We start from the raw sequence: 19,235 nt of genomic DNA on the forward strand, positions 1-19,235 counted from the left end.
GGTCAGCCCCCCAGGTAGGCGCGTCGGATCTCGTCCATGCCCTTGAGCTCCGCCGAGGTGCCGGTGAGCACGCTGCGGCCCACCTCCAGCACCGTGACAGTGTCGACGAGCGTGAAGGCGAGGTTGGCGTTCTGCTCCACGACGAGCATCGCGATCCCGGACTCGCGGCGCAGCCGCCCGATCGCGCGGTACACGTCCTTCGCGGTGCTCGGGGCGAGTCCGAGCGAAGCCTCGTCGAGAAGCATCAGCCGGGGCTTCGCCATGACCGCGCGGGCGACCGCGAGCATCTGTTGCTCCCCACCGGACAGCGCCGAACCGTGGGAGCGGATGCGTTCGCGGAGGTTGGGGAAGAGATCGAGGCAGTACTCGATGTCGGACTCGATCCCCTTCCGGTCCTTGCGCAGGTAGGCGCCGACCCGGAGGTTCTCCTTCACAGTCAGATCCGACAGTGTGCCGCGCCCCTCCGGCACATGGGCGATGCCGAGCGCAGCCGCTCGGTCCGGCCGCATTCCGCGGATGTCTTTGCCATCGAACACGATGCTGCCGCCAGCGCGCACAGTTCCACTGATCGCTCGGAGTGTGGTGGTCTTGCCTGCCCCATTGGCCCCCAGAATCCCCACCGCACCTCCGTCGGGGACGGTCAGCGAGACGCCGTGGAGCACCTGGACGGGTCCGTAGGAGGCGGTCACATCGGTGAGCTCAAGCAGCGTCATCGGCGGCGTCCTTCCCGATGTATGCCTCTACGACGCGCGGGTCGGACTGCGCCTCGGCGGCCGTTCCTTCCATGAGCTTGCGCCCGTGATCGAGCACGACAACCCGGTCGGTGAGCGCGGCGATCAGGCCCATGTGGTGCTCGACGATGACGACCGTGATGTCCTCCTCGTCGCGGAGACGCTTGATCGAGTCGATGAATTTCTCAACCTCGGCATGCGGCAGGCCAGCTGCCGGCTCGTCGAGCAGCAGAAGGCGTGGTTTCGAAAGAAGCGCGCGGCAGAGTTCGATGCCCTTGAGTAGCCCGTGCGACAGCTCGTCGGCGTGCAGGTCCGCCGCCCACCCGAGCCCATTGCGCTCGAGCATCTCGCGTGCCTCCGCTCGCAGGTCGCGTTCGGATCTGGTCGTCCAAGGCAGTCGCAACGACCATTCCGCTGGACCACCGCGGAGCCGGGTGTGCGCGCCGAGCAGCACGTTCTCAAGGACGGTCGCGTGCAGTTGGAGAGCCGGATGCTGGAATGTGCGGGCGAGACCGTGACGAGCGAGCGCAGAGGGCCGCATGCCGAGGACCTCTGTCTCGTCGATGCGGATCGAGCCAGACGTCGGCCGGTAGTGCCCGCTGATGCAGTTGAACAGCGAGGTCTTGCCCGCGCCGTTGGGACCGACGAGTCCGAAGATCGCGCCCGGTTCGACGTCGAATCCGACCTCCTCGAGCACCTTGATGCCGCCGAAACGCAGGGACACGTCGGTCAGTCTCAGCCTCGCGGCCATGGATCACCTTCCCTGATTGCGACTCTGCACAGGAGAACGGCGGAATTCACCTACCGCCATAGGCAAACGATAGGGATCGATGACGAGATTGTCAACGAGTCCCGCGCACCGGTTCGCGACCGGCGCGAGCGCCGTCACAGTTCGACACGCCTCGCGCCGCCCCCGGCACTTGAATTAGGGTGGCCGCATGTCTGTCAACCCGCCTTTCCGCGCCGATATCGTCGGTAGTTTCCTACGTCCCGAATCACTGAAGAACGCTCGCGCACTGCATGGGGCGGGCGAACTCGACGCTGAAGGACTCCGCGCCGTCGAGGACTCCGCGATCCGCGCGCTGGTTGCCCGCGAAGCCGCTGCCGGCCTGAAGGTCGCGACCGACGGCGAGTTTCGCCGCTCATGGTGGCACTTCGATTTCTTCGAGATGCTGGACGGCGTCAACGTCGTGGAACTCGATCACGGCATCCAGTTCCAGGGTGTACAGACCCGCCCACGCGGGCTGCAGATCGACGGCACAATCGGCTTCCCTGCAGACCACCCGATGCTCGAGCACTTCCGCGCCCTGAAACCGATCGCCGAGGCCGTCGGCGCCGTGCCGAAGTTCACCATCCCCGCACCGACAGTGCTCGACTTCCGCCTCGAGCGCGACGCTCTCGAGGGATCCGCCTATAGCGGGCACGACGACATCATCGACGACCTGGCAGCGACGTATCGCGCCGCGGTTCAGGCCTTCTACGACGCTGGCTGTCGCTACCTGCAGTTCGACGACACCGCCTGGGCATACCTCTGCTCGGACATCGAGCTCGCAAAGGCGTCGGAACGCGGCGTCCGAACCGATCACCTCGCTGAGCGCTACGCGGCCTTGATCAACGCGTCGCTGCGCGACAAGCCTGCAGACATGGTCATCACCACCCACGTCTGCCGCGGCAACTTCCGGTCCACGTGGATCTCTTCCGGCGGCTACGAGCCAGTCGCGGAGCAGCTGCTGGGCGAGACCGCGTTCGACGGCTACTTCCTCGAATACGACAATGAGCGTGCCGGCGGGTTCGAGCCGCTACGGTTCCTCCCGAAGGGCGAGAAGGTGGTCGCGCTCGGCCTGGTCACGACCAAGTCCGGCACGCTCGAAGATCGAGACGAGCTGAAGCGTCGCATCGATGAGGCGTCCGCGATCGTGCCACTCGAGCAGCTCACGCTGAGCCCACAATGCGGCTTCGCATCCACCGAGGAAGGCAACGTCCTCACCGAGGATGAGCAGTGGGCGAAGGTCGAGGAGACCGTGGCGATCGCTGCCGAGGTGTGGCCGGACGCCTGAGCGGTCGCGCCACGAGGGCGGGGGCGGGGGCGCCCCAGCCTCCACCCCTGCCCTCGTGGCGACGCTCAGTCCTTGCGATAGCTCTCCGGGCTCAGACGGCGGCGGCCGCTGTGCGCCATCCGCCGTGGTACTCGGTGCGTGCCGTCACGGCGTAAGGCGCCGGGCTGACAACGGCGCGGACGGCGAGCTGCTCGTGCGGCTGCACCGTCGTCTTCCTGGATCCGCCGTTCGGCTCACCCCAGACGACCCGCACCTCGGCCCCGATGGGCACGTCGGGGTCGACCGTGGCCAGCGACAGGCCACGCTTCTCGTTCGCGGTGACGCCGGTGAATAGCGATAGGCCGATCGTGTCGCCGTTCGCGTCGATGACCTCGTCGTAGTTCGACGAGCCATAGTTCGCGTTCGGCAGGTCGAAGACCTGGTATCCGGTGCCGTCGCGGTCGATCGGCGTCGTCAGCAGCTTGGCGAGGTCCTCATCGTTCCAGGCGAGCGTGACCTTTCTGCGCTGCCGATCCGGGTCGATCTTCTCGAGCGCGTCGCGACCGATGAAGTCGTGATCGAACTTCACGAACGAGCCGTAGCCGAGCTCCCACGGGTTCAGGTAGTAGTCCTCGATGCTCTCGGAGACGAAGGACCCTGCGAGCGCGTTGATGGCCTCGTAGCTGTCGGCCGGGAGCCATTCGCGATAGGCGCGCTCCTCCTCGCTCGAGTAGATCGCGGGAAGCGGAGAGGGGATCCATCCGGACTCGAGAGTGTTGGAGGAGTATGCGCGGGATCCGCACGGCTCGATGCCGAACTCGCGTCCGGCCTCGAGGATTGCGTCGCGGATCTTGCCGTGCTGCTCGTACGGCCCCCAAAGCTCCAGCCCCGGAGCACCGGCCATGCCGTGGCGGAGCGTCCGCACGCGCTCACCAGCGATGGTCATTTCGCCCATGTGGAAGAAGCGGACCTTCTCGAGGGTGCCCCCGTTGAGCTTCTCGATGATCGGCCAGGCGTTGGGCCCCTGGATCTGGAATCGGTAGTACTGACGATTCACCGCTGCACCGTACGGGCGTGACGGGGAACGGTCGTCGTAGCGGAATTCGACGTCGTAGCCTCCGGTCTCGGCGTGGAACTGCAGCCAGTTCGCTGCGGGGGCACGGCCCACATACACGAACTCGTGCTCGCTCTCATGGAAAAGAATGCCGTCGCCGATCACACCCCCGTTCGAGGCGGTCGGGACGAACTGCTTGGCGGTGTTCACCGGGAAGTTCGCGAAGCTGTTGATTCCGGTGTCGGACAGCAGCTTCAGCGCATCCGGACCGGACACGAAAAAGTTGACCATGTGGTGCGACTGGTCGAAGAGCACGGCGGTCTCGCGCCACGAGATCTGCTCACGGCGCCAGTTCGTAAACTCCGCCGGCACGACCGGATAGATGTACGTCCCGAGCTGCGAATTGCGCAAGTGCTCGACGGTGTTCCCCGCCTGATCGAGGACGTTCTGCAGACTGCCTGCCATGTCATTCCCTTCAACTTCTTCGTCGTGTGGTCCTGAACGCGATGCACGACCCAATTTACCTATGCTCAAAGTGAACCGTGGTCGCCAAGATTGTATGCAGAACGTTGACCAATTCGCTAGGGGTGTGATTCTCTGTGCCCTAACCACCCCATCCGAGAGGACCACAATGACCGAGTACACCTCGTGGGACGAGTATCAGCGCTACACGATCAAGCTCACCGCCTCGTCCGACGCCGGTTCGGACTCGGCGAGGGGTGGGTCGACGGCGATGAAGGCATAGGGCCGACCTATCTGTTTCGCGATCCCGACGGCCATTCGATGGGCGTCTACTACGAATCGAACGCTACGTCGCGACCGACGACAAGCCGGCGCTGAAGAACCAGGCATCGGTCTTCCCGGCAGGGGCGTCAACGCGCGGCGGCTCGATCACGTCAACTATCTCGCGAAGGATGTCGTCGCCAACGGCGAGTTCATCGCACAGGCCCTCGGCGGCCGGGAGAGCGAACGGTTCGCCCCAGACACCCGCGAAGACATTCTCAAGGCCGCCGATATCTTCCTCGAGAACGGCATCCACATGGAGTCCGGTCCACACAAGCACGCCATCAACCAGACTTTCTTCCTCTACGTGTGGGAGCCCGGCGGCAACCGCATCGAGTTCGCCAACGCCGGCGCCCGGCTTCTGCTCGACCCCGACTCCCCCGTCGTTGAGTGGACCTCCGAAGAACGCAAGAAGGGCCAAGCGTGGGGCATGAAGACGATCGAGACCTTCCACACGCACGGCACGCCGGTCGTCAAGGACGAGCACTGACGATTCGACTTGCGGGACCCGTTGACAAAAATGTCAGCACACTTGTTTACTGACCATACGGAGTGCGGCGCCCGTTGTCGCTCGGCTCGACTTCTCGCTTCACCGAACCCAGGCAACATCGCACAGAGAGGTGTGACGAATGAGTGACGCAATGACCACGAGGTCCGAGGTCCGGACGGGCCTGTACATCGGAGGCGCGGAGCGTCATACCGACGCCACCCTCGAGATTGCCGACCCCGGCAAGCCCGAAGCGATCGTCGGCCGTGCCGCCGCGGCGACTTCGCAGGATGTCGACGATGCGATCGCAGCAGCGAAGGCCGCCTTCCCGGCGTGGTCCGCGCTGAGCGCGACCGAACGGGCCGCCGTCATGGCCGATGCCATAGCGGGCATCGCCGACGATCGTGACGAGGATGCCGCGATCCTGTCGCAGGAGAACGGCAAGATCCGCTTCGAGGCGTGGATCGACGCACTGGTGTTCGAGATCCGCTGGAACCTCGCGCTGATGCTGGCAGGCGAGGTCGACACCGGAAAGACGCTCCCGGTCGCGCCCGGCATCCCGGTCGAAACGACCGTCTCCTACCAGTCGCTGGGCGTTGTCACCGTGATCGTGCCGTTCAATTGGCCGATCGCGATCCTCGGTGCCGCGCTTCCGCACGCACTGCTGGCTGGCAACACCGCGATCGTCAAGCCGCCGCCCACCGCGCCGCTGGCCACGACCCGTGTCGTCCAGCGCCTTGCCGAGAAGCTGCCGGCAGGCGTGCTCAACGTGGTCACTGGCAAGGACGCCGAGATGGCCGCGCTGATCAGCAGCGACGACATCGCGAAGGTCTGTTTCACCGGGTCGGTGAACGGTGGCAAGCGCATCATGGAGATGGCGTCGAAGTCGCTCACCCGCGTGACCCTCGAGCTGGGCGGGAACGACGCCGCACTTTTCCTCGAGGACGCGATCCTCGACGACACGCACCTCGACCGCATCTACGCGGCCGTGTTCGACACGACCGGACAAATCTGCATGAATGCCAAAAGGCTGTACGTGCACCGCTCGCGCCTCGAAGAACTCGTCACGGGGCTGTCCGTGCGCCTCGAGAAGGCGGTCATCGGCTACGGGCTCGACGAAGGCACCACGATGGGTCCGCTGCACTCGCCCGTGCAGAAGGCGTTCGTCGAGGAGATCATCGAAGAGGCGAAGAATGCCGGGGCCGACGTGCGCGAGTTCGGCCAGCTGCCCGGCGGGGATCTCGCCGGCGGGAACTTCGTTCGCCCCGCGATCGTGGTCGATCCCGACCCGGCACTGCGGGTGGTTACCCAGGAGCAGTTCGGGCCCGTCATCCCGGTCATCCCCTTCGACTCGGAGGACGAGGCGATCGCCGCGGCGAATGACACTTGGAGCGGTCTGTGCGGATCGGTGTGGACCGCGGACGTGGACACCGCGAACCGGGTCGGGGGCAAGCTCGTCTGCGGTTATGTCTGGGTCAACGACCACGGCGCGACCCGGCTGGACCTGCGCGCGCCTTTCGGTGGCATGAAGCAGTCCGGTTTCGGACGCGAACAGGGCATCGAAGGCATCCGAGCATTCCAGGACACCCGCTCCATCGCGCATATAGACGCGGCGGCCCTGGCGGCGCAGGCGCACTGACAGCGGCGCCCGCGGTCATCTGACCCGACCGCAGGTCAGGCGGGTGGCGCGAAGCTGGTGATCGCGTCGACGAGGTCGGCTGGCGCTTCCAAAGGGATCAGGTGTCCGGTGTTCGGGATCACCGTGAAGTCGGCGTCGGAAAGGTAGGGCACGAGGTTCTTGCGGAGCACGTCGACGGGCTCAACGAGGTCTTTCTGGCCGGCGATGACGAGCGCGGGGACGCTGATCATCTGCGTGTGCTCGGTGATGTCCTCCGCAATACCGCGCAGCGGCCACTCGGCGCGGGCGGCGTCAGTGGCGGCCCGGGAGTCGGCGACGATCTGCGCCTTGATCGTTTCGGGCAGCCTGGTCGCGGTGAGGACGTTGTCGCGTGCGCTGGCGACGGAGTCGTCGGAGTCGTACGCGTGCGAGAGGAGTTCCTGATACTCGGGAGTGATCTCCATGGCGGGTTTCGCAGGCCCGGAAGCGACGAGGACGATGCCCCGCAGCCCCGTGGGCTGGGTCGCTGCGATCAACTGCGCAACCTTGCCGCCCATGGAGTGGCCCACGAGGATGTAGTCGGCGACTCCCGCCTCTGCGATCACCGCGAGCGTGTCGTCTGCGAGCCTACGGAGCGTGAACGGGCCGGGAAGTGCGCTCGAGCGCCCCCACCCGCGGAAGTCGCCCGTGAGCACATCACGGTCGGGAAGACGTTCGAGGACGAGGTCCCATGTTCGAGCGGAGCCACCCCAGTAGTGCAGGAGTACCAGGGTTGGTCCGGCGCCGATTTTGTGGTTGTAAACGGGAAGAACCGCCTGCTGCGTCATACTCATGAAAGTTCCCTCGATAGTGTGGTTCGGCTTCTGCTGCCTGGATTCCATTGAAATATGCCAACCCTGGTTACGCATCGGCACGAATGGTCGAGCCATGGTAGAAACAGGACTCATGACCTCAATTCGAGAGATGACCTACCACCCTGCTGGACGCAGTACCGGCGCGGTCGAGACGATGACGCTGAACCGCCTTCGCACGATGAACGACGGCGGCACGCAACGAGCTGATTTCCACGTCCTCGCCCTCATCGACGCCGGTCACGGCACTGTCACAGTCGACTTCACCCGACACCCGCTCACGCCCCATTCCTCCGTCTGGATCACCCCTGGGTCGGTGCACCGGTGGGACGACATCACCGAGCTCATCGGGGACCTTGTGTTGTTTGTTCCGACCGCGCCGGTCACCCACGCCACCCGTGAACTCGTCGCGTCCCCTGGCCTGGTTCCGCAGTGGACAATCCCCGACGATGAATGGCTGCTCGTCGACGCTGCACGCAACCACCTCGTTCTCGAAGCGGCTGCCGTGCCAGGGAGTGCATCAACGGAGCTGCCCGCGATCCTGCTCTCGGCCCTCATCGCCCGACTTCAACCACCGCGCGGCGAGGCCCGCCCGACGAACTTGGTCTTCCGCGTGTTCCGAGCAAGCGTCGAAGCACACTTTCGCGAGCACCACGATGTCGAGTACTACGCCCGAGCCCTTGGGTACGCACCCCGCACGCTCTCCAGAGCTGCGCAGCAGGTCACCGGGCGCACCGCCAAGGCGCACATCGTCGATCGGATCGTTCTGGAAGCCAAACGGCTTCTCGCGCATGACCGCCTTACCGCGGCCAACTGCGCAACCACTCTCGGCTTCCTCGATGCATCGAATTTCTCGGTCTTTTTTCGGAACGCAACCGGCATGCGCCCCGGTGCGTGGCAGGCGATGTCGACCGGCAATTGAGGACAGCTGCGACGTGCATCCTTCCCTATAGACATTCCCTATACGCATAGGTACGCTGGTCGGGAAGCGCAGAGGCGCGCTTCCACGCGCAGCGGAAAGGACCTCGATCAGTGTCGAAGACCACGCATGTCATCGCCGATCCACAGGCGGCCCTCGATCTGGTGAACGGCTACTCCCTCGAGATGACGGGTAAGGATGTACCCGGTCTCCTCGAGGCCAAGGACGCCATCCCCGAGGGTACAAAGATCAACGTCACGTTCCTGGGCAACGAGGACCTGGAGATGCGGGTGTCCGCCGCGAAGGCGGTTCGCGACCTCGGTTTCACCCCCGTCCCTCATATCTCGGCCCGCCGCCTGGCGTCCCAGGCCCAGCTCAAAGAGTTCCTCACCCGCCTGCAGGATGTCGGAGCCACCGAGCACGTCTTCGTCGTCGGAGGCGACCCGGCCACACCCGAGGGTCCCTACGAGAACTCCTACGACGTCATCCGCTCCGGGGTGCTCCTGGACTACGGAGTCAAGGAGGTGTCCATCGCCGGTTACCCGGAGGGTCATCCGGACATCGCTGACGACGTACTCTGGCACGCGCTGGACGAGAAGGTACTCTCCCTCGCCCAGCAGGGTCTGGGTTCGACGATTCTCACCCAGTTCGCGTTCGACACCGATCCGGTGATGGCCTGGATCGACGCGGTCCGAGAACGGACCATCGAAAGCACCATCCGCATCGGCACACCCGGCCCCGCCGGGATCAAGCGACTGCTCGGGTTTGCACGCCGGTTCGGGATCGGCGCCAACGCGATGATCGTGAAGAAATACGGCTTCTCCCTCACCAACCTGATGGGTACGGCCGGCCCTGACACCTTCGTCGCCGACCTGTCGGCGCTTCTCGCCGACTCGCCCGCACGGCCGGGCGCCGACGTCGCCGACGAGACGGCGACCCGAACCGAGGAAGACGTCAAGCTGCACTTCTACACGTTCGGCGGACTGCTCGCGACAGCGGAATGGGCGCGCGACTTCGTCGCCGCACGAAGCTGAAACTTATCGCGGCCAGCTCTCGAGGATGACAGCGATGACACTGCACACCGACGCACTGCGCAACCACGCCTGCTTGATCGTGCACGGGCCGGATCGTCCCGGGATCGTGGCGGCGGTGACCGCCTTGATAACCCGCAACCGTGGCAACATCGTTGCACTGGATCAGTACTCCGATGATGCCGACGGCGGAGCCTTCTTCCAGCGGGTCGTCTTCCACCGGTCTGATCTGGCTGCGGCGATCATCGAGATCGAGGCGGACCTGACGAAGACCGTCACCCCGCTCGGCCTGGAATGGACCCTCACTGACCAGTCCGTGCCGAAGCGGATGGCGATCCTCGTTTCCACCTCCGACCACTGCATGCTTGAGCTGCTCTGGCGGCATCGCCGTGGCGAACTGCCGGTGACGATCCCGATGGTGATCTCCAATCACACCAACGCCGCGGACGACGTCCGCTCGTTCGGCATCCCGTTCTTCCACGTCCCCTCCCAGGGGCCGGACAAGTCGGCGGCCGAAGCGGAGCTCGTGAAGCTGCTCACAGACAACGTCGACTTCGTGGTTCTCGCACGCTATATGCAGATCCTCTCGTCCGATTTTCTGGACAAGGTGGGCGTGCCGGTGATCAACATTCACCATTCGTTCCTCCCCGCCTTCATCGGCGCCGCGCCATACCGCAAGGCCAAGGAGCGCGGCGTGAAATTGATCGGCGCGACCTCGCACTATGTGACGAAGGACCTCGACGAGGGCCCGATCATCGAGCAGGACGTCGCACGCGTCGATCACGCGCACTCGGCCGCCGACCTCCAGGCACGAGGCGCATATGTGGAACGCGCCGTGCTGTCCCGCGCCGTGCAGTGGCACGCTCAGGACCGCGTGATCCGGCGGGGCAATCAGACAATCGTCTTCTAACCGCACGGGTGCCTCGTGCTGAGGCATCCTCAACCCAAAGAGAAATCAGAGGTTCATCGTGGCACCCAAGAATCTGCAGGAAGTGATCGACGCCGCCGGTAACCCCGTCGAACTGCTGCGCAATTCGCAGATCGGCTCGTACATCTATCCGGTCGTCCCCGCCGACTTCCAGAATTGGATCAAGGAGCAGAAGGCGTGGCGCGACACCGCCGTGCTTTACGATCAGTCGCACCATATGGACAACCTCTTCCTCAAGGGGTCGGATGCCATCCGCCTGATCTCGGACACCGCGATCAATTCGACCGCCGTCTTCCCTGTCGACAAGGCCAAGCAGTACGTCCCGACCACCGCATCCGGTCACGTGATCGGCGACGGCATCCTGTTCCGTGAAGCCGAGGACGAGTATGTCTACGTCGGCCGGGCTCCCGCGGCGAACTGGCTGCTCTACCACGGGGAGACCGGCGGCTACTCGAACCTCGACATCGAGATCGATCGCCGTTCGCCCTCGCGGCCATATGGCCACGCAGTCACCCGCCGGTACTACCGCTTCCAGATCCAGGGGCCGAATGCCTGGCAGGTCATCGAGAAGCTCAACGGCGGCCCGCTGGAGCGGCTGAAGTTCTTCAACATGTCGACCATGACGATCGATGGGACCACCGTCCGCACTCTCCGCCATGGCATGGCTGGGGCGCCCGGCCTAGAGATCTGGGGTCCGTACCAGGACCACGACCGCATCTGGGACGCGATCGTCACCGCCGGCGCGGAGTTCGGGCTGGTACCGGTCGGCTCGCGTGCGTATCCGTCCAACACGCTCGAGTCCGGCTGGATCCCCTCGCCGCTGCCCGCGATCTACACGGGCGCCGAGGAGCGCGGCTACCGCGAATGGCTGCCGGCGGACGGATATGAGGCGACCGGCACGCTGGCAGGCTCCTTCGTGTCGTCCGACATCGAGGACTACTACCTGACACCGTGGGAGCTGGGGTACGGGAACTTCGTGAAGTTCGACCACGACTTCATCGGTCGCGATGCCCTCGAGAAGATTGATCTGGCCTCGCAGCGTAAGAAGGTCACGCTGGCCTGGAACGCGGACGATCTCGGGAAGGTGTGGACATCGCTGCTCAACGTGGACGGTCCGAACTACAAGTTCTTCGACCTGCCGCTGGCGAACTACGGCTCCGCCAACTACGACTCGGTCGTGGACGAAGACGGAACCGTCGTCGGGTACTCGATGTTCACGGGATACAGCGCAAACGAGCGCCGTGGACTGTCGCTGGCGACGGTCGACCCGAACGTGCCCGAAGGCACCGAACTGAAGGTCGTCTGGGGCGAGCCAGGCGGCGGAACGACGAAGGCGAGCGTCGAGACGCACGAGCAGACGGAGGTGCGGGCCGTGGTCAGCCCGGTGCCGTACTCGACCGTCGCCCGTGCCACTTACCACGGCGGCTGGCGCACGAACTACCAGCCCGCCTAGGTCGGAAAGTCTGGGCCGCCGCGTAAGCTCGAGGGGTCCGCCCGATCAGATTCGATGAGTCTGTGATGGGCAGGCCCCTCGTCCGATTCTCGGTATCTGCGACACGAAGGAGGCACCGTGAGCCTGCGCTACGCCCTGCTCGCGCTGCTGCGCGTGGGACCGCTTTCCGGCTACGACCTCCAGAAGCAGTTCTCGCTCTCTGTCGGTCACGTGTGGCATGCGCCGGACTCGCAGATCTATCCCGAGCTCCGCAAGATGGCGACCGAAGGTCTCATCCAGGGCGAGGAGCAGACGCGGGGCCAGCGGGGCACACGTCGCGTTTACCACGTGACGGATGCCGGCGAGCAGGCGTACACCGAATGGATGCGGTCGCCACTGGACTATCAGCGGGTTCGCGATCCCGCCCACCTGCGCGCCGCCTATTTGGAGAACACCACGCCCGACGCTGCCCGAGTGTTCTTCCACCGGCACATCGCGGAGTGGCAGTCCGAGCTGGAGCAGTGGGAGGGCGAGCTACGCCGCATCGACGCTCGCGACAATCCCATGCTCATCCGCCGGCTCGCCGTCACGCCCGAGAAGGAACAGGATCGCACGGTCGCCTTCAAGCGGTTCGCATACGAAGGACTCGTCTACCGGGCGAATGGCGAGATCGCGTGGGCGCGGCGGGGACTAGAGCTCGTCGATCAGCTCGACGCCTGATCCCGGCGACGCCTGATCCCGGCGACGCCTGATAGCGGCACCGCCCCGCTATCACCATCATCGATGAGCGCATAACAAGAAGCCTCTTTCCCGCCGCGGCGCGGTCGACTGTCATTGCAAGAGAACAAGGGAGTTCTTTTGATGACGAAATCGTCAGTACCAGCACTCCGACTCATCGACGTCGGGATCGGCTTCCGCGGAGTGCGCGCGCTCGACTCGGTGACATTCGACGTCCCGCAGGGTGGCGTCAGCGCCGTTATCGGTCCCAACGGCGCCGGGAAGACCACGCTCTTCAACTGCGTCAGCGGCATCTACCGGCACGAAGGCTCGATCCTCCTTGAGGGCAATGCGCTCGACGGCAAGCGCGCGTTCCGTCGTCCGGGCGCCGGTATCGCCCGGACATTCCAGACCCCGGTGCTGCTGGACGACCAGGACGTGCTCACGAACGTGATGCTCGGCTCCTACACCCGCACGCACGCCGGCATCTTCGCACCCCTCTGGTCCCCGGCCCGCGTGCGCCGCGAGGAACGCGCCGTCCGCGAGAAGGCGATGGCCATCATCGAGCGCGTCGGACTTCGCACTCACGCGTGGACTCCGGCCGGGGCCCTCGCTCATGGCGACCGGCGCCGCGTCGAGATCGCTCGCGCGCTCATCGCTGAGCCCCGGTTGCTCATGCTCGATGAGCCGGCGGCTGGGCTGAGCGAGCAGGAGGCGAACGCTCTCATGGATCTCGTCGTCGCGCACGGCGCTGAGACGGGAATGACGTGCGTGCTCGTGGAGCACGATGTTGCCCTCGTCATGCGCTATGCGACCACGATCGCCGTACTCGACGCCGGCCGGCTCCTCGCCGTCGGCGCTGCCGCGGAGATCCAGAAGAACCCCGCGGTCGTCGCGGCGTACCTCGGAACCGACGTGGAGGTCGATGCGACGTGAGTCTCCTAAGTCTGCGCGGCGTCACCGCCGCATACGGGAAGGTCGAAGTGCTGCACGGCATCGATCTCGATATCGACGAGGGCAGCATCGTCGCGGTGCTCGGACCGAACGGCGCCGGCAAGACCTCGCTCCTCCGCGCGATCAGCCGCACCATCGCCGTCAACGGCACCCGCACCTTCGCCGGCACCGACATCGCACGGTTGCGCACTCCCCAGATCGCCCGGCTCGGCGTCGGACATGTTCCTGAGGGCCGCGGCACCTTCTCCGACTTCACCGTCGAGGAGAACCTCCGTCTCGGCAGCGTCGCGCGGCCGTCGGCACGGCGCACCGACAGCGCGGCCGACCTCGCGCGCATCTTCCGCTCGTTCCCGATCCTGGAGGAGTTCCGGAAGCGCCCGGCCGGAGCGCTCTCGGGCGGGCAGGCGCAGATGCTCGCGATCGCCCGGGCTCTCCTGGCACGGCCTCGGCTGCTGCTCGTCGACGAGCCGTCCCTCGGACTTGCGCCTCTGACAACCAAGGAGCTGTTCTCCCAGTTCACGGCGCTGCGCACGGAATGGGACCTCACGGTGCTCCTCGCGGAACAGAACGCACGGCTTTCGCTGGCGGTCGCCGATCGAGTGGTGCTGCTCAGCCGCGGCCGCGTCGTCCACGACGGACCTGCAGCCGAATACCAGTCGACCGATGCCTTGCAGGCCCACTATCTCGGCGGCGCATCGTCGCCCGCCGACCAGACATCCGCCGTAGGCCCGAAGGAGGGCTCCGCATGATCGAGTTCATCCAGATCTCACTCGACGGTCTGATGACCGGGCTGATCTACGCAGCTCTCGCACTGGCCCTGAGCGTCATCTTCCAGGGAACCGGGATGCTCAATCTCGCCCAGGGCGAGATGGCTGTGCTCGCGGCATACATCTCCTATACGGTTCTGCTCCTCGGGCTCCCGCTGTGGCTCGCCATCCCGATCGCGATCGTCGTCTCCGCGGTGGTCGGCGCCGCGATCTACTTCTTCGTCGTGCGATGGGTGGACCGACGCAACCAGACGGCGCTCACCACGCTCGGCGTCACCCTGCTGCTGGGCGTCAGCGCCGTGATCAGCATGATCTGGGGCACGGATCCACACAGATTCCCCCCGCTCTTCGGAACCTGGGTCTTCCACTTCGGCGAAGTGCGACTAACGAGCCAGCAGGTGGCAGGGGTCGTCCTCGTCGGCGGTGCGATGATCGCCATGGCGCTCCTGCTCACCCGCACAGATTTCGGGCTGCGCCTGCGCGCGGTGGCGCAGAACCAATCGTCGGCTGCGCTACTCGGGCTCTCGGGCGGCCTCTGGCTCGCAACGGGATGGGCGGTAGCCAGTGGCGTCGGCACGATCGCCGGCGTCGTGGCTGCTCCCACGCTCGGGTTGTCACCCGGCATGATGACGGTGCCGCTGCTGATGGCACTGGCTGCGACGAACCTCGGCGGGATCACCAGTCGTGTCGGCGTCGTCCTCGGCGGACTGATCATCGGGGTGCTTGCCGCTCTGGGCGGACGTTACGTCCCCGGGCTGGGCGGGGATCTCAACGTACTCCTGGCGTTCGGGGTCGTAATCGTGGTCGTGCTGTTCAAGCCCGCCGGCCTGTTCGGCCGTGAGAGCACGGTGCGCGCATGATGGCTTCACTGCGGACCTGGCTGCCGCGCGGTATCGCGGTCGTGGCGATCATCGTCGGCATCCTGATGCCCTTCCTCGTCTCCGACTACGACCTGTTTTCGATGAGCCGCGTGCTCGCGGTCGCCCTCGGCGTCGTGAGCCTGAACCTCCTGATGGGCTCCTCCGGCCAGATCAGCCTGGGACACGGCGCAATCTTCGGTGTCGGCGGCTACGCGGCAATGATGCTGATGCGCTTCATGGAGTGGCCGATCGGCTTGGCCGTTCTCGGCGCGGTCGTCCTGTGCATAGTGCTCGGCGTAATCCTCGGGTTCCCCGGCGTCCGTTTAGGCGGATTCAATCTCGGTCTCCTGACGATCGTGATCGCTGCACTTTTCCCGATCCTGCTCTACCGCTTCTCCGACTTCACTGGCGGTCAGGCAGGCATCACCCTCAGTGGCGCGGGGCTGATCTCCCCCACGGATGCCCTCACGGACGCCCAGTGGGCGTATCTGGTCATACTCCTCGTGCTTCTGGCGTGCGTGGGGATGCTCCGAGGCGTCGTCTCCGGACGAACGGGCCGCGCGCTCGCCGCAGTACGGGCTTCGCCGATCCTGGCCGCTTCGATGGGCGTCAACGCCGACCGGCTCAAGCTGGTCGTGTTCGTCATCAGCTCGGCTCTCGCCGGCCTTGGCGGCGCCCTCTACGCCTTCGTGCTCGGACTCGTCGTGCCGGAGTCGTATCCGCTCGTCTTCTCGATCACGCTGCTCGTCGCATCCGTCGTGGGCGGCAGCCGATCCTGGTGGGGCGCGATCATCGGCGCCGCTGTCATCGTCTACCTCCCGACATGGTTCAGCGAAGCGGTGCCTGGTGACACCTCGGCGTATCTCGCGCAGCTGATCTTCGCGATCGTGCTCGGCGTGTGCATCATCGTCGCCCCCGGCGGCATCGCCGGCCTGCTCTCGCGTCTGTACCGCTCGGTCTGGCCGGCTCACGCCGTCCAACCGCGTCCCTCCGTTCCCGCCCAACCCGACCCACAGGAGATTCGATGACGAAGTCCATCCGCCGCGGCGCGCTGACGACTGTCGCGCTGCTCGGCACCATAACCCTCGCCCTTTCCGCCTGCACTCCACGAGGCGGTGAAACAGGGCAGTCGCCGGAAGGCGAAGACAAGGCACCGATCGTCATCGGCGTCAGCTGGCCACTGAGCGGTCCGGCCGGTTCCGTCGCGCCGGGGCTGGCCGGCATCGAGACGTACATCGCAGAGACCAACGAGGATGGCGGGATCGACGGGCACCCCGTCGAGCTCGTCACCGCTGACGACGCGTACGATCCGGCACGCCTGGTCGAGAACCAGCGCAAGTTCGTCGAGAAGGACGGCGCCGTCCTGGTGGTCAACTTCGGCGGCATCTCCATCGCCGGACGCGACTACCTCAAGCAGAACGATGTGGCTGGCGTGTCCCTGGCGGGCAACTCTCCCCTCAGCGACATCGAGAACTATCCCCTCCAGCGTGCCTTCTGGCCTGATGTCGCGTGGGAGGGCGAGCTCCAGGCACAGTGGATCACCGAGCAGAACCCGGATGCCGTCGTCGGATACGTCGGATTCAACAACGATCTGAGTGAGAGCCAGCTCGCGGGCCTCGCCGCCGGCGACGTGGTTCCTGCTGAGCAGGCGCTGGTCGCACCCGGGACGTCCGACCTCAGCGCTCAGGTCAGCCAGTTCCAGGCCGCAGGCGTGGACACGCTTGTCGTCAACATCGGCGCGCCGACCGTCGGCGCGCTGCTCGGATATATTCACCAGATCGGATGGAAGCCGACGCTGATGCTCGGATCCACGACGTCGGACTTCACTGCCGCCATCAACCAGGCGACGCCCCCGGCGGTCGAAGGCGCGTACGCCTTCAAGTGGTACATGGACCCGTCCGACCCGCTCTTCGCCGAGGACGAGCGCTATCTCACGTACGCCGAGGCGATGACCGCGCAGGGCCACGAGGACGACATTGGTGACTCGCTAGCGTTCAGCGGATATGGCCTCGCGGCGGCGATCGTCGGCGCCTTGGGGCAGGCCGAGTCGCTCGACAGCGAAGGATTCGTCGCCGCTTGGGACTCGCTGTCCGACCTGGAGAACCCGCTGACGCTCCCCGGCATCACCTTCGATTCCGGCCCTGACGGGCGCATCGTCTTTCAATTCCAGCTGAGCCGGTTTGACGGCACCAGCTGGCAGCCAGAGGGCGAGATCGTCGACGTCCGGGAACTCGGGATCGTCGAATAGCACGATTGATGGGGGGCGGCGGCCAATCGGCTGGCGCCCCCATCCTGTTCGGAAGGTCTCTCAGCCGGAGGTCGACTGACGAATCACCAGCTCGGGCTGGAACCGAACGTTGCGCTCATAGGCGCCGTCCGGGTCATCGATGAAGCGCAGCAGCAGGTCGACCGCGGTGTGCCCGATCAGCTGCGCCGGCTGACGGATCGAACTCAGCGGTACGACGGTCGCAGCAGCGAAGTCAATGTCGTCATACCCGATCAGCGCGATATCCTCGGGCACTCGCACCGTGCTGAACATAGAGAAGGCCTGCAACAGGCCGACCGCCAACAGGTCGTTCGCTGCGAAGATCGCTTCCGGCCTGACTGTGCGCCCCACGATCGTCTCGCCAGCAGCGCGGCCGTTGAGCACCGTGAGCGCAGGCATCTCGATCACCTCGATGCTCGCTCCCGGCGTCTCCTCTACGGCACGCTGTGCGCCGAGCAAGCGGTTCGCGACCTGCGCGATCGATGCCGGTCCCCCGATGAATGCGATCCGCCGTCGACCGATATCGATCAGGTGCCGCACCGCGAGATATCCGCCCTCGACATCGTCCACCGACACCGAGCAGAAGGCACTTCCTGGCAGCTCATGGTCGACAAGGACGACGGGGATGCCGGCATTCTGCACCCGCTCGAGCTTGTCGACGTCATCGGATGCCGGGCTGATCAGCACGCCGTTCACGCGCTGCTCGCGGAACAGATCGAGGTAGCGGTCCTCGCGCGAAGAATCCTCATCACTGTTGCCGAGCAGCACTGACAGCCGATTCTCTTCAGCTCTGGCCTCAGCTCCGCGAGCGACGTCCCCAAAGAATGGGTTACCGGCGTCGGGCACGACGAGGCCGATACTCCGGCTCCGACCGGCTCGCAGCTGACGGGCCGCGTCGTTGCGCACGAAGCCCAACTCCTCGATCGCCGCTTGGACACGCTGAACCGTCGTTTCGGCGACCTTTTCTGGTCGATTCAGCACGTTGGAGATCGTGCCCACCGACACTCCGGCCGCGGCCGCTACCTCGCGCACGCTCACTGCCACCTGGTTCTCCTCCTTGGGTGATGTCCGCGAGTGTACGGCATCGCCGTCTCGCTGACCTCGTCGGCCGCATGCTCCTCGCAGCTGCATTCGCAGGTATTGCGCTCGCTGTCTCATCACTCTACGCTTGAAACGATTCACACCTTGATCGAGGAGCCCTCAACGATGACCGCCCCCACCCGCATCTGCTTTCAACTCCAGGTCCGCCCCGAACTGCTGGACGAGTACCTCGCCAGGCACTCCCCCGTCTGGCCGGAGATGCTCGCGGAGATCGCGGACTCAGGCCGCCGCAACTACTCGCTCTTCCTAGGTGAAGGCGGAACGCTGATCGGCTACTACGAGACCGACGACGATGCGGCCGCCCAGTCCTACCTCGCCAAGTCGGAGATCGCCGCTCGCTGGGAAGCGGAGATGGCGCGGTTCTTTGTCGATCTCTCCGGCCGGCCCGATCAAGCCGCGACTCCCCTCACTGAGGTTTTCAATCTGGCGGAGCAGCTCTCCGAATCCGCATGAGCGCCTCATGCCCGGCTACGCTGGCCGACACCATCCGTGTTCTTGAGAACGGCTCCGCCCCACCCGCCCTCGACCTGATATAGCGGCCCACCGAGGAAGGTGATCCGGCGACGACCGCGTGAGACAGGTCGCCAAAGACCGGGTCGGCGACATTGAGGACGATCATGCCCAGGTACGCACCTTCTCGCAGATTGACGCCTCCCGTATGAGCGGCTAATATTCCGAGAAGGCAGGGATTGAATCGATT

Annotated in this window: 20 protein-coding genes; 14 read left to right on the plus strand and 6 right to left on the minus strand. The window is 65.5% G+C overall.

The annotated features are described in order from the left end of the window. Positions 1-2: 2 nt before the first annotated feature. Positions 3-713: an ABC transporter ATP-binding protein gene (locus AC1C2Q_RS06245; protein WP_495449408.1), complete on the minus strand. Its 711-nt coding sequence runs from the start codon at positions 711-713 to the stop codon at positions 3-5. Next, positions 700-1,455: an ABC transporter ATP-binding protein gene (locus tag AC1C2Q_RS06250; RefSeq protein ID WP_495449409.1), complete on the minus strand. Its 756-nt coding sequence runs from the start codon at positions 1,453-1,455 to the stop codon at positions 700-702. The genes AC1C2Q_RS06245 and AC1C2Q_RS06250 overlap by 14 nt, the downstream gene beginning before the upstream one ends. A gap of 214 nt (positions 1,456-1,669) precedes the next feature. Between AC1C2Q_RS06250 and AC1C2Q_RS06255 the strand changes: the two genes are divergently transcribed. After that, entirely contained in the window at positions 1,670-2,788 is a 1,119-nt protein-coding gene (locus tag AC1C2Q_RS06255) for a 5-methyltetrahydropteroyltriglutamate--homocysteine S-methyltransferase (RefSeq protein WP_495449410.1), read from the plus strand. Between the two features lie 91 nt (positions 2,789-2,879). Here the strand turns inward: AC1C2Q_RS06255 and ligM (AC1C2Q_RS06260) are convergent, their stop codons facing one another. Next, positions 2,880-4,286, minus strand: coding sequence for a vanillate/3-O-methylgallate O-demethylase (gene ligM, locus AC1C2Q_RS06260; protein WP_495449411.1), 1,407 nt, complete (start codon positions 4,284-4,286; stop codon positions 2,880-2,882). Between the two features lie 343 nt (positions 4,287-4,629). Further along, complete coding sequence (locus tag AC1C2Q_RS06265; protein ID WP_495449412.1) at positions 4,630-4,860, minus strand: hypothetical protein; 231 nt, start codon at positions 4,858-4,860, stop codon at positions 4,630-4,632. On the opposite strand from AC1C2Q_RS06265, the gene AC1C2Q_RS06270 reads away from it, so the two are divergent. Together AC1C2Q_RS06270 and AC1C2Q_RS06275 are read left to right on the plus strand one after the other, a co-directional pair. Next, a complete protein-coding gene (locus AC1C2Q_RS06270) occupies positions 4,861-5,094 on the plus strand; it encodes a VOC family protein (RefSeq protein ID WP_495449413.1) in 234 nt (77 codons plus the stop codon). A gap of 151 nt (positions 5,095-5,245) precedes the next feature. After that, positions 5,246-6,730, plus strand: coding sequence for an aldehyde dehydrogenase family protein (locus AC1C2Q_RS06275; protein WP_495449414.1), 1,485 nt, complete (start codon positions 5,246-5,248; stop codon positions 6,728-6,730). Positions 6,731-6,765: 35 nt separating this feature from the next. Here the strand turns inward: AC1C2Q_RS06275 and AC1C2Q_RS06280 are convergent, their stop codons facing one another. Next, positions 6,766-7,542: an alpha/beta fold hydrolase gene (locus AC1C2Q_RS06280; protein WP_495449415.1), complete on the minus strand. Its 777-nt coding sequence runs from the start codon at positions 7,540-7,542 to the stop codon at positions 6,766-6,768. 112 nt (positions 7,543-7,654) lie between these two features. Between AC1C2Q_RS06280 and AC1C2Q_RS06285 the strand changes: the two genes are divergently transcribed. The 10 genes from AC1C2Q_RS06285 (at position 7,655) to AC1C2Q_RS06330 (ending at position 17,416) form a co-directional block, all read left to right on the plus strand. Then, on the plus strand, positions 7,655-8,482 hold the full coding sequence (locus AC1C2Q_RS06285; protein ID WP_495449416.1) for a helix-turn-helix domain-containing protein: 828 nt from the start codon (positions 7,655-7,657) through the stop codon (positions 8,480-8,482). A gap of 182 nt (positions 8,483-8,664) precedes the next feature. Beyond that, positions 8,665-9,513, plus strand: a complete 849-nt coding sequence (locus AC1C2Q_RS06290) for a methylenetetrahydrofolate reductase (protein ID WP_495450549.1) — start codon at positions 8,665-8,667, stop codon at positions 9,511-9,513. A 34-nt stretch (positions 9,514-9,547) separates the two neighbouring features. Beyond that, on the plus strand, positions 9,548-10,420 hold the full coding sequence (gene purU / locus AC1C2Q_RS06295) for a formyltetrahydrofolate deformylase (protein ID WP_495449417.1): 873 nt from the start codon (positions 9,548-9,550) through the stop codon (positions 10,418-10,420). Between the two features lie 58 nt (positions 10,421-10,478). After that, entirely contained in the window at positions 10,479-11,891 is a 1,413-nt protein-coding gene (ligM, locus tag AC1C2Q_RS06300; RefSeq protein ID WP_495449418.1) for a vanillate/3-O-methylgallate O-demethylase, read from the plus strand. Positions 11,892-12,008: 117 nt separating this feature from the next. After that, positions 12,009-12,590 carry a PadR family transcriptional regulator gene (locus AC1C2Q_RS06305; protein ID WP_495430223.1) on the plus strand — a complete coding sequence of 194 codons (582 nt, stop codon included), beginning with the start codon at positions 12,009-12,011 and terminating at the stop codon, positions 12,588-12,590. Between the two features lie 141 nt (positions 12,591-12,731). Next, complete coding sequence (locus tag AC1C2Q_RS06310) at positions 12,732-13,523, plus strand: ABC transporter ATP-binding protein (protein WP_495430224.1); 792 nt, start codon at positions 12,732-12,734, stop codon at positions 13,521-13,523. Further along, complete coding sequence (locus AC1C2Q_RS06315) at positions 13,520-14,290, plus strand: ABC transporter ATP-binding protein (RefSeq protein ID WP_495449419.1); 771 nt, start codon at positions 13,520-13,522, stop codon at positions 14,288-14,290. The genes AC1C2Q_RS06310 and AC1C2Q_RS06315 overlap by 4 nt, the downstream gene beginning before the upstream one ends. After that, positions 14,287-15,168, plus strand: a complete 882-nt coding sequence (locus AC1C2Q_RS06320; RefSeq protein WP_495449420.1) for a branched-chain amino acid ABC transporter permease — start codon at positions 14,287-14,289, stop codon at positions 15,166-15,168. The genes AC1C2Q_RS06315 and AC1C2Q_RS06320 overlap by 4 nt, the downstream gene beginning before the upstream one ends. Then, a complete protein-coding gene (locus AC1C2Q_RS06325) occupies positions 15,165-16,196 on the plus strand; it encodes a branched-chain amino acid ABC transporter permease (RefSeq protein ID WP_495449421.1) in 1,032 nt (343 codons plus the stop codon). Before AC1C2Q_RS06320 ends, AC1C2Q_RS06325 begins: the two co-directional genes overlap by 4 nt. Continuing rightward, positions 16,193-17,416: an ABC transporter substrate-binding protein gene (locus AC1C2Q_RS06330; RefSeq protein WP_495449422.1), complete on the plus strand. Its 1,224-nt coding sequence runs from the start codon at positions 16,193-16,195 to the stop codon at positions 17,414-17,416. Before AC1C2Q_RS06325 ends, AC1C2Q_RS06330 begins: the two co-directional genes overlap by 4 nt. A gap of 60 nt (positions 17,417-17,476) precedes the next feature. On the opposite strand, the gene AC1C2Q_RS06335 is transcribed toward AC1C2Q_RS06330, so the two are convergent. Further along, positions 17,477-18,478 carry a LacI family DNA-binding transcriptional regulator gene (locus tag AC1C2Q_RS06335; RefSeq protein WP_495449423.1) on the minus strand — a complete coding sequence of 334 codons (1,002 nt, stop codon included), beginning with the start codon at positions 18,476-18,478 and terminating at the stop codon, positions 17,477-17,479. 162 nt (positions 18,479-18,640) lie between these two features. Between AC1C2Q_RS06335 and AC1C2Q_RS06340 the strand changes: the two genes are divergently transcribed. Next, a complete protein-coding gene (locus AC1C2Q_RS06340) occupies positions 18,641-18,988 on the plus strand; it encodes an L-rhamnose mutarotase (protein WP_495449424.1) in 348 nt (115 codons plus the stop codon). The last annotated feature ends 247 nt before the right edge of the window (positions 18,989-19,235 follow it).

The sequence above is a fragment of the Microbacterium sp. Y356 genome (genome assembly GCF_059445355.1).

What these genes read in the sequence shown, in the direction of transcription:
- AC1C2Q_RS06290 (WP_495450549.1), top strand. Translation starts at nt 8,665, where the DNA reads ATGACGGGTAAGGATGTACCCGGTCTCCTCGAGGCCAAGGACGCCATC.
- AC1C2Q_RS06285 (WP_495449416.1), top strand. Translation starts at nt 7,655, where the DNA reads ATGACCTCAATTCGAGAGATGACCTACCACCCTGCTGGACGCAGTACC.
- AC1C2Q_RS06310 (WP_495430224.1), top strand. Translation starts at nt 12,732, where the DNA reads ATGACGAAATCGTCAGTACCAGCACTCCGACTCATCGACGTCGGGATC.
- AC1C2Q_RS06275 (WP_495449414.1), top strand. Translation starts at nt 5,246, where the DNA reads ATGACCACGAGGTCCGAGGTCCGGACGGGCCTGTACATCGGAGGCGCG.
- AC1C2Q_RS06340 (WP_495449424.1), top strand. Translation starts at nt 18,641, where the DNA reads ATGACCGCCCCCACCCGCATCTGCTTTCAACTCCAGGTCCGCCCCGAA.
- AC1C2Q_RS06280 (WP_495449415.1), bottom strand. Translation starts at nt 7,542, where the DNA reads ATGAGTATGACGCAGCAGGCGGTTCTTCCCGTTTACAACCACAAAATC.
- AC1C2Q_RS06330 (WP_495449422.1), top strand. Translation starts at nt 16,193, where the DNA reads ATGACGAAGTCCATCCGCCGCGGCGCGCTGACGACTGTCGCGCTGCTC.
- AC1C2Q_RS06255 (WP_495449410.1), top strand. Translation starts at nt 1,670, where the DNA reads ATGTCTGTCAACCCGCCTTTCCGCGCCGATATCGTCGGTAGTTTCCTA.
- AC1C2Q_RS06270 (WP_495449413.1), top strand. Translation starts at nt 4,861, where the DNA reads ATGGAGTCCGGTCCACACAAGCACGCCATCAACCAGACTTTCTTCCTC.
- ligM (WP_495449411.1), bottom strand. Translation starts at nt 4,286, where the DNA reads ATGGCAGGCAGTCTGCAGAACGTCCTCGATCAGGCGGGGAACACCGTC.
- AC1C2Q_RS06320 (WP_495449420.1), top strand. Translation starts at nt 14,287, where the DNA reads ATGATCGAGTTCATCCAGATCTCACTCGACGGTCTGATGACCGGGCTG.
- purU (WP_495449417.1), top strand. Translation starts at nt 9,548, where the DNA reads ATGACACTGCACACCGACGCACTGCGCAACCACGCCTGCTTGATCGTG.
- AC1C2Q_RS06245 (WP_495449408.1), bottom strand. Translation starts at nt 713, where the DNA reads ATGACGCTGCTTGAGCTCACCGATGTGACCGCCTCCTACGGACCCGTC.
- AC1C2Q_RS06325 (WP_495449421.1), top strand. Translation starts at nt 15,165, where the DNA reads ATGATGGCTTCACTGCGGACCTGGCTGCCGCGCGGTATCGCGGTCGTG.